Origin of the sequence: Brevundimonas sp. P7753 (assembly GCF_013386595.1) — a bacterium.
GTDB lineage: Bacteria > Pseudomonadota > Alphaproteobacteria > Caulobacterales > Caulobacteraceae > Brevundimonas > Brevundimonas bullata.
Genome location: NZ_JACARP010000033.1, coordinates 74,271 through 86,679 on the forward strand (window position 1 = coordinate 74,271; position 12,409 = coordinate 86,679).

Annotated in this window: 13 protein-coding genes; 5 read left to right on the forward strand and 8 right to left on the reverse strand. The window is 68.4% G+C overall.

Features of this window, described 5'->3' with window-relative positions:
- Positions 1-64: 64 nt before the first annotated feature.
- Complete coding sequence (locus HX774_RS07960; protein WP_178825768.1) at positions 65-1,582, forward strand: helicase HerA-like domain-containing protein; 1,518 nt, start codon at positions 65-67, stop codon at positions 1,580-1,582.
- A gap of 819 nt (positions 1,583-2,401) precedes the next feature.
- Here the strand turns inward: HX774_RS07960 and HX774_RS07965 are convergent.
- Both HX774_RS07965 and timA read right to left on the reverse strand, forming a co-directional pair.
- Positions 2,402-3,535: an MltA domain-containing protein gene (locus HX774_RS07965; RefSeq protein ID WP_178825771.1), complete on the reverse strand. Its 1,134-nt coding sequence runs from the start codon at positions 3,533-3,535 to the stop codon at positions 2,402-2,404.
- Entirely contained in the window at positions 3,535-4,155 is a 621-nt protein-coding gene (timA, locus tag HX774_RS07970; RefSeq protein ID WP_370523378.1) for a TIM44-related membrane protein TimA, read from the reverse strand. Before timA ends, HX774_RS07965 begins: the two co-directional genes overlap by 1 nt.
- A gap of 220 nt (positions 4,156-4,375) precedes the next feature.
- Here timA and secB point away from each other — a divergent pair, with 220 nt between their 5' ends.
- On the forward strand, positions 4,376-4,897 hold the full coding sequence (gene secB, locus HX774_RS07975) for a protein-export chaperone SecB (protein WP_114818242.1): 522 nt from the start codon (positions 4,376-4,378) through the stop codon (positions 4,895-4,897).
- Between the two features lie 106 nt (positions 4,898-5,003).
- On the forward strand, positions 5,004-5,291 hold the full coding sequence (locus HX774_RS07980; protein WP_178825773.1) for a putative quinol monooxygenase: 288 nt from the start codon (positions 5,004-5,006) through the stop codon (positions 5,289-5,291).
- Here the strand turns inward: HX774_RS07980 and dnaQ are convergent.
- The 6 genes from dnaQ to HX774_RS08010 are packed head-to-tail and all read right to left on the reverse strand — an operon-like array spanning position 5,288 to position 9,793.
- Positions 5,288-6,022 carry a DNA polymerase III subunit epsilon gene (gene dnaQ, locus HX774_RS07985; protein WP_178825775.1) on the reverse strand — a complete coding sequence of 245 codons (735 nt, stop codon included), beginning with the start codon at positions 6,020-6,022 and terminating at the stop codon, positions 5,288-5,290. The two genes, HX774_RS07980 and dnaQ, sit on opposite strands and share 4 nt — an antisense overlap.
- A gap of 37 nt (positions 6,023-6,059) precedes the next feature.
- On the reverse strand, positions 6,060-6,902 hold the full coding sequence (locus tag HX774_RS07990; RefSeq protein ID WP_178825777.1) for an aminoglycoside phosphotransferase family protein: 843 nt from the start codon (positions 6,900-6,902) through the stop codon (positions 6,060-6,062).
- Positions 6,869-7,489 (reverse strand): dephospho-CoA kinase, encoded by a 621-nt coding sequence (gene coaE, locus HX774_RS07995; protein WP_178825779.1) that lies wholly within the window; start codon positions 7,487-7,489, stop codon positions 6,869-6,871. Before coaE ends, HX774_RS07990 begins: the two co-directional genes overlap by 34 nt.
- The gene (locus tag HX774_RS08000) at positions 7,486-8,328 is read right to left on the reverse strand and encodes a shikimate dehydrogenase (protein WP_211306033.1); all 843 of its coding nucleotides are present in this window, start codon (positions 8,326-8,328) and stop codon (positions 7,486-7,488) included. Before HX774_RS08000 ends, coaE begins: the two co-directional genes overlap by 4 nt.
- Positions 8,325-8,924: a nucleoside triphosphate pyrophosphatase gene (locus HX774_RS08005; protein WP_178825781.1), complete on the reverse strand. Its 600-nt coding sequence runs from the start codon at positions 8,922-8,924 to the stop codon at positions 8,325-8,327. Before HX774_RS08005 ends, HX774_RS08000 begins: the two co-directional genes overlap by 4 nt.
- On the reverse strand, positions 8,921-9,793 hold the full coding sequence (locus HX774_RS08010; protein ID WP_114818237.1) for a pyruvate, water dikinase regulatory protein: 873 nt from the start codon (positions 9,791-9,793) through the stop codon (positions 8,921-8,923). The genes HX774_RS08005 and HX774_RS08010 overlap by 4 nt, the downstream gene beginning before the upstream one ends.
- 511 nt (positions 9,794-10,304) lie before the next feature.
- Here HX774_RS08010 and hemE point away from each other — a divergent pair.
- Together hemE and hemH are read left to right on the forward strand one after the other, a co-directional pair.
- Complete coding sequence (hemE, locus tag HX774_RS08015) at positions 10,305-11,339, forward strand: uroporphyrinogen decarboxylase (RefSeq protein ID WP_178825783.1); 1,035 nt, start codon at positions 10,305-10,307, stop codon at positions 11,337-11,339.
- A complete protein-coding gene (gene hemH, locus HX774_RS08020; protein WP_178825785.1) occupies positions 11,336-12,400 on the forward strand; it encodes a ferrochelatase in 1,065 nt (354 codons plus the stop codon). Before hemE ends, hemH begins: the two co-directional genes overlap by 4 nt.
- Positions 12,401-12,409: the final 9 nt, after the last annotated feature.

Sequence of the window (12,409 nt, forward strand, 5' to 3'; positions counted from 1 at the left end):
CGGTTCCGCCTTGCAGCCCCCGTCGTGTCAGATAACCATGCGTCGGAAGCCGGAGACCGCCCGAATGACCGACAATCCCGCCGCCCTCTTCCTCGGCCAGTCCTTCGAGGGCGCCGCTGAAAACCTGCTGTTCAAACGCGCCAACCGACATGGGGTGGTGGCGGGCGCCACCGGCACGGGCAAGACGGTGACGCTGCAGATCATGGCCCAGGGCTTTTCCGACGCCGGCGTTCCGGTCTTCTGCGCCGACGTGAAGGGCGACCTGTCGGGCATCAGCCAGGCCGGCGATACGGCCCGGTTCGCCGAGCGCGCCGGCCAGATAGGGCTGAGCCTGACCGGCAAGGCCGCGCCTGTCGTCTTCTGGGACCTGTACGGCCAGAAGGGGCACCCGATCCGCGCCACCGTGTCCGACGTCGGCCCGACCCTGCTGGCCCGGATGCTGGAGCTGAACGACGTGCAGGAAGGCGTCCTGACCGTCGCCTTCCACGTCGCCGACAAGGAGGGCCTGCTGCTGCTGGACCTCGAGGACCTGCGCGCCCTGCTGGCCTATGTCGGCGAGAACGCCCAGACCATCGGCCGCGAGGTCGGCAATGTCTCGCCCACCTCCATCGCCGCCATCCAGCGCGCCCTGCTGCAACTGGAGCAACAGGGGGGCAAGGCCTTCTTCGGCGAGCCGGCCCTGCGGCTGGAGGACATGATGCGCACCTCGCTGGACGGGCGGGGTCAGGTCAATGTGCTGGATTCCACCCGGCTGATGAACAGCCCGCGCCTGTACGCCGCCTTCCTGCTGTGGCTGCTGTCGGAGCTGTTCGAGCAACTGCCCGAGATCGGCGACCCGGAGAAGCCGCGCCTGGTCTTCTTCTTCGACGAGGCCCACCTGCTGTTCAACGACGCGCCCAAGGGCCTGCTGGAAAAGGTGGAGCAGGTGGTGCGCCTGATCCGCTCCAAGGGCGTCGGGGTCTATTTCGTCACCCAGAACCCGGCCGACATCCCGGACACCGTCCTGGCCCAACTGGGCAACCGGGTGCAGCACGCCCTGCGCGCCTATACCCCGGCCGAACAGAAGGGCCTGCGCGCCGCCGCGCAAAGCTTCCGCACCAATCCCGCCTTCGACACCGCCGAGGCCATTCAGGGGCTGGGGGTGGGCGAGGCCCTGGTCTCGACGCTCGATGAGAAGGGGGCCCCGACCGTGGTGGCCCAGACGAAAATCCGTCCGCCGGACTCGCGCCTCGGCCCCGCTACCGACGCCGAACGCGCCGCCGTCATGGCCGCCAGCCCGGTGCGCGGGACCTATGACACGGCGATCAACCGCGAGTCCGCCGAGGAGGTCCTGAAGGCCCGCCGCGCTCAGGCCGACCGCATCGAGGCCGAAACCGCCAGCGCCGCCGCCGAGGCCAAGGCCGCCGAAAAGGCTGCGCGTTCGGCGCCCGCGCCGACCCGTGAACGCGCCGCGCCGCGCGCCCGCGCCTCATCCCGACAGACGCCGATGGAGGCCCTGACCAAGTCCGTCCTGCGCACCGCCGGCACAACCATCACCCGCGAACTGCTGCGCGGCGTCCTGGGCAGCCTAAAGCGGCGGTAGGGTGGAGTCAGCCAAGGGTGGTTGGCGGACATTGACCTTCGACGGGAATATCGCTTCGATCTACCGATTGTCGGAGCACAGAGATGATGAGGCTGGCCTCAGTGCTGGTGATAGGGGCGGCCATACTCTCGGCCTGGCATCCCGCGCCCGAAGAAGTAACAGCCAAACAATGCTCCGCCTGGCGAAACATAGACTTCGCTGGGCTTCCAACACATCTCAACGATGACCCGCAAGACCCCTTGCTCGAAGACGTTTGGGAGAATTGGGCGAAAGGCGAAACTGGAAACGTATGGAGCACGGATACTCCGATCTCTACCCTTCACTTCATCACCTCGCCGGGAGGATTGGCGACTGATCCTACGGTCCGTGAAGTCATTGGCAGGCAGAATCCTTCAGGTTGGGAAATATACGCCAGATCGACGCCTGCTCATCCGCCATGGCAGCCTCAGTGGACCGCATGGCGGCGAGTCATCCTGACCTCCCAAGGCAAGCGGAAGCTGAACTCGACCCTTGCTGACCCATGTATGTGGGTCGCCCCGCGCTTTCTGGATGGGCCAGTTCGCCTCTTGAATGGGCGCGGTGACTCCCAACCTGACGGGCCTTCCACTGGATATGATGTGACGCATGGTGAGCGTCGTTGGGGCGGGTGGCACTTTTCTTGGTCAGTAGGTCCGCAAGGTCGACTGCGATCGCTACTTCTCGCTGAATCTTTTGGATTGCCGGAGCAGCCAGAGGACAGCATTGGGCCAGACGGTTGGTTCGATTGGCCGACCCGGTGAGGTCCGCAACGGATCGAAATCAGACTCTGACCTCCTCGCCTTATCCCCTCGGCACGAGCCGCCACATCCTGAGCGGATGGCGCACCGCCCCCGCTTCCTGACCCGCCGCATCGCCACGGCCGATGTAGAGGTCGGCGCGGACGGGGCCGCGGATGGCCGAGCCGGTGTCGAGCGCCATGACCAGGCCGCGATAGCTGGCGCGGGCGCCGATGAGATTGCCGCCGTCGGCCTCGATCCAGACCGCATCGCCATAGGTCCAGCGCGACGGGTCCACGGCCACGGACCGCCGGGCGGGCAGCGGGACGCCGGCGGCGCCGGTGGCCTCATTGCCGTCGTCGGGACTGACGGTGAAGAAGATGTAGCGCGGGTTCAGGGCCATGACCGCGCGCGCCTCGGCCCCGCGATGGGCCGAGAGCCAACCGCGAATGGCGTCTCCCGAGGTTCCATTGGTCGGCAGCAGCCCGCGCTCGGCCATGGGGCGGGCGATGCCGACGAACTTGGCGCCGTTGTCGGCGGCGTAGGCCGCGCGCAGACGGGCGCCGTCCGGGAAGGTCAGCGTCCCCGAACCCTGGATCTGCAGGAAGAAGAGGTCCTCGGCCCGCATCCAGGCCAGGGCGGTCGACTGGGCCGATCCGGCCTCAATGGCGCTGCGGTCGCCCACCTCCGACAGATTGGCCGGACGGCTGAGCACCGGGGCGTCGAACTCGTCGTCGGGAGTGCGGCGGGCCGAATACTCCGGGGCGAAATAGGCGGTCAACAGGCCGGCGCGGCCGTCGTCGGTGCGCGCCTCCGTGGCGACGAAGCTGGCTTCGAGAAAGGCGCGGGCCTCGCTGGGCGACAGGCGCGAAGACGACAGGGCGCGCGCGCGCAGACAGACAGCGTCGGCCCCGCCGCGTCGGGCCGGGGCGCAGCCGGCGACATAGGCCCGGAACGCCGCCAGATGGTCTTCCTCAGCCCAGCCGGGCAGGGCGCTGAGGCTCAGGCCCTCGACCGGGGTCGGCGGGGAGACCGGCCCAGGTCCGGGTCCCGTCGGGCCCGGCGACGTCACCCGAGGGGTCGAGGCGCAGGCCGCCGCAAAGAGCAGCAGCGACAGGACGCCGAGTTTTGTCAGGCCCGGCCGGGTCACGCCTGGCCGTACGAACGGCGAGACAGACGCCACGGCGGGGACGCGCATCAGGCGCTGGCCGGCTCGACCCGGGCCAGGGCCCAGTTGGGATCGGCGGCGCCGAGGGTGCGCTCGAAGGTCCACAGCTCGGCGGTGCGGCGCTCCTCGATCGTGGCCTCGCCCTCGGCGGGGGTCACGGTGCTGCGCATCTCGGCCAGGAAGCGGACCTTGGCGACAGCGCGGTCGTCCTTGACCGTGGCCAGCTCCAGATCGGCGCGGGGCGTGTGCAGGAACTCGGCTTGTTCACGCTCGCCGCGCGCTTCGCGTGCGGCGATGCCGGCCTCGAACGAGGTCATGACCGACGGCGTCAGCAGGGGACGCAGGGCTTCACGGTCGCCCGAGGCGTAGCCGCGCACGATGGTCTCATAGGCCTGACGCGCGCCTTCCAGGAAGCGGGCGGGATCAAAGGCGGGATCGCGGGCCTTCAGACCCGCTACCGCGGCGGCCGTGGCGGCGTCCACGCCGGGCGTCAGGGCAGCCGGAGCCGGACCGCCCTGAGGCGCGGCCTGGGGCAGGCGGGCGTCTTCCTGAGGCTGACGCCCCACCTTCTTGCCCAGCACGTTGTAGAGCATGAACAGCAGCACCGCGGCGACGATGGCGAACATGACGATCTGGAATTGGACGGGCACGGGCTTCACCTGATTGGCGCGCGCCCAAGGGGGATTTTGCGGGCGCACATCTGTTATGGTGAGGATTAGGGGGCGATCCCGCCGGGCGCAAGGCAAGGGGGGCTCAGAACGCCGGTCTCGCCGTTGCGGCCAATAGCCTCGCCGTGGTAGTCGCGGACCCCTCATGCCGGGCCCGGAGCGGTCCGACGTCCCTCGTTTCAGACTGACGGCTTATATTTTCATGACCGACGCCAACGCCCCTGCCGACACCGCCGCCAACGGCCAGACCGAGCCGATGCAAGGCCAGCCCGCCGGTCCCGGTTTCCGCATCATGGCGCAGTACGTCCGCGACCTGTCCTTCGAAAACCCGCGCGCGCCGGAAAGCCTGCGCATCGAAGGCAAGCCCGCCATCGACATGGGCGTGGAAATGAACGCCTCGGGTCGCCCCGACGGCCTGTTCGAAGTCGACCTGAAGCTGTCGGTCAAGGCGACCGGCGACGACAAGACCGCAGTGTTTCACGTGGAACTCGTCTATGGCGGCCTGTTTGCGCTGAGCGGCGTCTCGCCTCAGGACATCGAGCCCCTGCTGCTGATCGAGTGCCCGCGCTACCTCTTCCCGTTTGCGCGCCAGATCATCGCCCAGGCCACCTCGGACGGCGGCTTCTACCCGCCCTTCATGGTCGACCCGATCGACTTCGCCGCCATCTACGTCGCTCGCCAGCAGCAGATCGCCAGCGGCCCGGCCGAAACCGGCCAAGCATAATTCATAAGTGAGGCCGCTGACGCGAGGCGCGCGGCGCCTCGCTGCTTGAGCGGAAGGTTTGGGGGCGTCCTTTGGGACGTCCCCTTTTCTATGCGGGGAGGTTGTCGTGCTGAAGGTCATCGCCGAGGACTTCATCAAGCCCGAACACGTCGAGACGGTCATGCCGCTTTATCGCGAACTGGTGCGCCTGACGCGCGAGGAGCCGCTATGCGTCGCCTATGATCTGTTCACGGATCAGCGCCAGCCCGGCCACTTCATCTTCATCGAGGCATGGCCCGATCAGGCGGCGCTGGACGCTCACTGCGCCAGCGAGCATTTCCGCCGCCTGGTCCCCCAGATCGACGCCTTTCAGGAGAAGCCCGGGACCTACATCCTGATGGACCCCGCGCTTTAGGCCGCCGCCTCGTCCTTGGCCTCGACCTCGACGGTCACGCCGTAGCCGGCCCATAGGCTGTAGTCCTTCAGCGCCGATTTCAGGAAGGCCAGATGCGCCGCCTGTTCGGCCTCGGTCGAGCGGAAGGGCAGGGGGTTGGGCCGCGCCCCGTGGCTGACCGACGCCGCCGCCGCCACGGCTTGCGGGCTGCGAACCGAGGTCAGGTCCAGCGCGCGTTCCTTGCCGCCGCGCAGCTCCAGATAGACCTCGGCCAGCAGGCGGGAGTCGATCAAGGCGCCGTGCAGGGTGCGGTCGACCAGCGAGATCTTGAAGCGCTTGCACAGGGCGTCCAACGAGTTGGGCATGCCCGGAAAGCGCTTTTGCGCCAGCTGAAGCGTGTCGATCCACCGCTCCTGCGGCGGCGGCTTCTGGCCGATGCGGCTGTATTCGAAATCTATGAAGTTGCGGTCGAAGTTGGCGTTGTGCGCGATCAGAGGCGCGTCGCCGACGAACTCCAGCAGGTCGGCGGCGATCTCGTGGAACTTCGGTGCGTTCTTGACGTGCTCGTCGGTAATCCCGTGGACCCGGATCGCGTCCGGCGGGATCAGCCGCTCGGGATTGACCAGGCGGTGGAAGGTCCGCCCGGTCGGCAGCAGGTCATAGATCTCGATGCAGCCGACCTCGATCAGACGGTCGCCCGTCTTGGGATCGAAGCCAGTGGTTTCAGTATCGAGGACGATTTCGCGGGCCATGCCCCTTAATGCCGGTCTTCGGCCCTTTGCGAAAGGCTCAAGCCGGCTTCAGGGCCGCCTGAATGGCCTGCGCCGTGGCTAGGCTGCGTTCGGCCTCGGCGACGTCGCCGTCCTCCAGATGCCAGGCCGCCGAGAGGCAGGCGTGACAGAAGCCATAACCGAGAACCGCCGTAGCCGGGCGCTGGACCGCCGGCGCCAAAACCTCGGCCAGCCGCCGCGCCCGCTCCGGGTCCGTGCGCAGGTCCTGACGCTCCAGCGGATTGTAGAGCAGGTTGGCCGCGTCATAGGCCGGATCGCCAATGAGGCCGTGCGGGTCGATGCCCAGCCAGCCGCGCGCGCCGAACAGGATGTTGTCGTGGTGCAGGTCGCCGTGCAGCGGTTGAACCGGCCCGCCCGCTAGGGTCTTCAGCCAGGCGTCGGCCTCAGCGAACAGGCCGCCTTCCGACTGGGCCGCGGTGGTCAGGGCGGCGAACCGATCCTTCATGGTTTGCAGGCCATCCGCACGATGGGTCCCCGGGGCGTGCAGAACCCGCAGGACCTCGGCGGCGATCAGGGTCGCGGCGGCGTCCCCTTCCTGATCCAGCACCTGGGTCAGGGTTCGGTCGCCCGCATCTTCCAGCATCTGCCAGCGGCCATCTACGGCCAGCAATCGCACAGCGCCCTGGCCCTGGCGCCAATCCAGATAGGCCGTGGCGTAAGTGGCGTCCGAGGCCGCCTGGGGGCTGACGCGTTTCAGCACCACCGGTTCCCCGTTCCGGCGCCGCGCCCGCCAGACTTGGCCGCCGATCCCTTCGGCCAAAGGCGCAGCCCCGGTGATAGCCCAGGCCGCCGGCAGGTCTAGCGGCGTCATTGCTGGACGCGGACGGGCTTGGTCCAACACGGCGACAGAACCGTCTCGACGATCTGGCGCACCTGATCGCGCGCGGCGTCCAGTCCGCGCCCCGTATCGACCAGGAAATCCGCGCGGCGGCGTTTCTCGGCGTCGGGCGTCTGGCGGGCCAGGATGGCCTCGAAGCGGTCGCGGGTCATGCCGGGGCGGGCCAGAACGCGGGCGGCCTGAACCTCGGGATCGGCGGTGACCACGACCACGGCGTCCACGAAGGCGTCGCCGCCGGTCTCGAACAACAGGGGGATGTCGAGAACCGCCAACCGCACGCCCCTGGCGCTCGCCGCCGCCAGATCATCAGCCCGGTCCTGGGCTGCCAGAGGATGGACGATGGCCTCCAAGCGCTTGAACGCATCTTCGTCACGGCCCAGGCGCTCAGCCAAGCGGGTGCGGTCCACGGCGCCGTCCACAACTACGCCGGGGAAGGCCTGGCCCAGAGGTTCGACCGCCGCCCCGCCGCGCGCATAGAGGCGATGCACGGCGGCGTCAGCGTCCCAGACCAGAGCGCCTTCGTCGGCGAACATCCGCGATGTCGTCGACTTGCCCATGCCGATCGAGCCGGTCAGGCCGAGGAGGATCACGCCTCCTCTCCCAGATGGGCCAACAGGAGGGCGCGCAGATCCAGCGGCGGGGGCGGACGACGGAACAGGGCGGTGAACGAAGGCGCCGCCTGACCGATCAGCATGGCCAGACCGTCCACGGTCGTCAGGCCGCGCGCCCGGGCCGCCGCCAGGAAGGGCGTGACGACGGGCTTGTAGGTCATGTCCATGACCACGGCGCCCGGTTTCAGAACCGACAGGTCGATGGCGGGCTGAACGCTCAGGGCGTTGATGACCAGATCGGCCTCGGCCAGATCAGCCGCCACGGCGACGCGGACCGAGGGACCGAGATCGGCGGCGAGGGCCTCGGCCCGGTCATGCGAACGGTTGAGGATGCCGATGCTCGCCCCCGCCTCGATCAGGGCGCCCGCGCACGCCCGCGCCGCACCGCCGGCGCCCAACATGACCACGACGGCGCCCTTCAGCGCCAGGTCCGGCGCCTGTTCTGACAGGGCGTAGAGAACCCCTGGGCCGTCGGAACTGTCGGCGCGCACGCGGCCCTCGTCGAAGACCAGGATATTGGCCGAACCCGTCGCCTGGGCGGCCTTGCTGGCTTCATCCGCCAGGGCGAAGGCCTGTTCTTTGAAGGGGGCGGTGACGTTCAGACCCTGAACCAGTCCGGCGCGGCCCGCAGCGACCAGAATATCGAACCCGGCGGCGTCCTTCGGCGCGAAGGGCATATAGGCCCCGTCGATATTCCCGGCCTCCAGCCAGGCGTTGTGAATGACCGGGCTGAGCGAATGGGCCACCGGCTGACCGGCGATCCCGGCCAGCAGGGCGCCGCCCGTGATGCGGTTGGTGCGAAAAGGGGAGGGGCTCACGAGACGATCACCCCGGCCCGGCGCAGTTCGGCCAGCACCGGCCACAGCGGCAGGCCAAGGACGGTGAAATAGTCGCCCTCGACCGCCTCGAACAGTTGCGACCCCAGGCCTTCCAGTCTGTAGGAGCCGACGCAGGCCAGCAGGGCCTCGCCCTCCGCCGCCAGATAGGCGTCGAGGAAGGCGTCGGAGAAGTCGCGCATCCTCATTTCGACCGTATCGACGCCGGACCAGACCACCTGGCCGTTGCGGGCCAGGGCCGCGCCGGAATGCAGCTGATGCGTCCGGCCACGCATGGCGACCAGGCGTTCGCGCGCGGCCGCCAGCGTCGGGGCCTTGGAGACCAGGCCGCCGTCGAAGGCCAGGGTCTGATCGGCGCCCAGGACCCAGGCCTCGGCGTCGTGGCGCGACACGGCCAGGGCCTTGGCCCGCGCCAGCTCGGCCGCCAGTTCGACCGGATCGACGCCCGGCGTCTTCAATGCGTCCTCGTCCACATCGGCGACGTGAACGGTAAAGGGCACGCCCGCCTCGGTCAGGACGGCGCGCCGCGCCGCGCTCTTGGAGGCCAGGATCAGGCGTTCGCCGTCGGTCGTCGTCACGAGGGGGCTCCGGGGATGTCCTGACGGCGGCTGCGCCGCTCGCTCAAAAGGTTGATGATGGCGGCGGCCGTCTCCTCGACCGAGCGGCGGGTCACGTCGATGGTCGGCCAGCCGCGCCGTTCGAAGGCGCGACGCGCCTTGACCGTCTCGTCGCGTACGGCGTCATGATCGACATAGTCCGAGGCCCGCGCGGCGTTCAGCCCCTCCAGCCGGTTGCGACGGATCTGCACCAGACGATCCGGCGCCACCGTCAGGCCCACGACCAGGGGATGCTTCAACTGGGTCAGCCGCTCTCCGTCTTCCTGCCCCGGCACCAGGGGGACGTTGGCGGCGCGGATGCCGCGGTTGGCCAGATAGATGCAGGTCGGGGTCTTGGACGTCCGACTGACCCCGCACAGGACCACGTCGGCGTGCTCCAGCTGATCCAGCGTGCCCTGACCGTCGTCGTGGGCGATGGCGAAGTCCAGGGCGCCGATACGGTTGAAGTAGCCGTGGTCCAGGGCGTGCTGAGCCCCGACGCGGGTCGAGATATTGGCGCCCAGATAACCCGACAGCGCCCCCACCAGCGGGTCCAGCGCCCCGATCTGCGGCGTCTTCAGCCGGCGGCAGCCTTCCTCCAGCTGTTCGCGCAGCTCACGGTCGACCAGGGTGTGCAGCACCACGCCGGGCGCCCCGGCGACTTCTTCCAGCACGCGCTCCATCTGCTTGGGTGAACGGACCAGGGCATAGATGTGTTCGATGGGGATGACGCCGTCGAAACGGGCGATCACGGCCTTGGCCATGGCGTTCAGGGTCTCGCCGGTCGAGTCCGAAACCAGGTGGACGTGGAAATAGGTGGCGAGACGCGACGCGGGTCGGGCGGGGCTCATGGCTCTGATCGTCTCCTCATCCTCAAACCGCCTGGATAGCGGCGGACTCTTTCCCCGCAGCCTGTGCAAAAGCCGGGGCGCCGTTCGACATCGCCTGGGCGCCGACTGGGCGCCGAATCCTCTAGCAAGCTCACGGCCCGGTCGCGAGCGGGGATCACGGGCGCCGATTGCCGAACGGCGCCTGGAGTCGTTCATACAGGCGCCGAATTATTATCCTCACCAGGGGATAAGGCGCCTTGTCCAGAATTGGCGCCCGGCGCCTTTCCCACAACGGCGCCCAGATCGGACTCCCGCCACAGCGGACTCAGAGCCGGTTATCCCCGTAATCAACACACCATGACCGGGGCCGCCGAATTCGTTCTTCGGAAATCGGGGAGAAACCTGTCGACGGACGGGACGATCGGATTCTATCCCCGTGATCCAGCGCCCTGCTTCCATCCTCCAATTCTTTCAAATTCTTATTCTTGAATAGGGATTGAGGCTTGGGGGTGTGCATCCTAAAGCCCAAGACATGAGCACTCCTCTTCTGATCCAGGCTCTCCAGGGCCAGACCACGACCCGTCCGCCCGTATGGTTCATGCGTCAGGCCGGGCGCTACCTGCCCGAGTACCGCGAACTGCGGGCCAAGGCGCCGGACTTCATCGCCTTCTGCATGAACCCGGAGATGGCGGCCGAGGCGACGCTTCAGCCCATGCGACGGTTCGGCTTCGATGCGGCCATCGTCTTCGCCGACATCCTGCTGATCCCGGGGGCCCTGGGACAGAAGGTCTGGTTCGAAGCCGGCGAAGGCCCGCGCCTTGGCGCCCTGCCGTCTGTGGAGTCCATGCGGGAGCTGGCATCCGGGGCTGGGGAAGCCCTGAAGTCGGTGGGCCATACCCTGAGCCTGGTGCGCGCTGAACTCGATCCGGCAAAGGCTTTGATCGGGTTCGCCGGGGCGCCCTGGACCGTGGCCACCTATATGCTGGACGGCGAGGCCCGCAGCATCGGCAAGGGCGAGCGCGCCACGGCCCGGACCTATGCCTATGCGGAACCGGAAAAGGTCGCCGCCCTGCTCGAGGTTCTGGTCGAGTCCACCGCCCATTATCTGAAGATGCAGCAGGACGCCGGCGCCCAGGTGCTGAAGATCTTCGAGAGCTGGGCCGAGGGTCTGCCGGACGATCTGTTCGAAAGTCTCGTCCTGAAGCCTCACCAGGCGCTTGTGGCGCGCGCTCGGGCCCTGGGGGTCACCGTGCCGCTCATCGGCTTCCCAAGAGGCTCTGCGGCGCTTGCGGAGCGTTACGCGAACCATTGCGACGTCCAGGCCGTGGCGCTGGACACCGCCTGTCCTCTGGAGGTCGGCAAACGGGTTCAGGCCATCAAGCCGATCCAGGGGGCGCTCGATCCCTTGTTGCTGCGGGCTGGCGGCGACGCGCTGGATCGTCGGGTCGATCAGTTGATGGAGGCCTGGGGGCAGGGGCCGTGGATCTTCAACCTGGGCCACGGCATTCTGCCGGACGTGCCCATCGCCCATGTCGAACAGGTCCTGCGTCGGATCGGCGCTCAATGACCCAGACCGCCGAAAACAATCGTGCGGGCCGACGCGTGGCGGTGGTGCTGACCAATCTCGGCGGGCCTGACGGGCCGGACGCGGTCAAGCCCTTCCTGTTCAACCTGTTCAACGACCCGGCCATCATCGGCTTGCCGGGCATCGTGCGCACGCCGCTGGCGCGGCTGATTTCCTCGCGGCGCGAGAAGTCGGCCCAGGCCAACTACGCCCGGATGGGCGGAGGCTCGCCCCTGCTGCCCGAGACGCTGAAACAGGCGGCGGCTCTGTCGCAGCGCCTGACCGACGCGGCGCCGGGTGATGAGACTGAGGTCTTCATCGCCATGCGCTATTGGCACCCCTTCACCGAGGACACGGCCCGCGCTGTCGCGGAGTTCCAGCCCGACCATGTGGTCTTGCTGCCCCTCTATCCTCAGTTTTCGACCACCACGACGGCGTCTTCGCTGAAGGTCTGGCGCGAAGCCTACAAGGGGCCGGGCGAGGTTCACGCCGTCTGCTGCTATCCCGACGCCGAGGGCTTGATCGAGGCCCAGGCCCGACTGATCCGCGAGACCATGGATCGTGCCGAGGGCCAGCCGGTGCGCGTGCTGTTTTCGGCCCATGGCATCCCGGAGAAGCTGGTCGTCGCCGGCGATCCCTATCAGGCCCAGGTCGAGGCCACGGTCGCCGCCGTCGTCGCCCGCATGGGTCTGACCGACTGGTCCATCTGCTATCAGAGCCGGGTCGGGCCGCTGAAATGGCTGGGTCCGGCCACGCCCCAGGCCATCGAACAGGCGGGGCGAGACGGCGTCGGCGCCGTGGTGGTGCCCATCGCCTTCGTTTCCGAGCACATCGAAACCCTGGTCGAACTGGACCACGAGTATGGCGAACTGGCCGAGCAGGTCGGTTGCGCCCCCTATCTGCGCGCGCCTGCCGTGGGCGTGGAGCCCGCCTTCATCGCCGCTCTGGCCCAGGCCGTCGAGGCCGCGCTGGAAACGCCGGGCGTGGCGCCGCAGGGGGCGTCCAAGGGTGGACCATGCGCCCGCTTGAAAGCCTGTCCCGCCGGGTGTTCAAAGGCGGCCTGACCGGCCGAG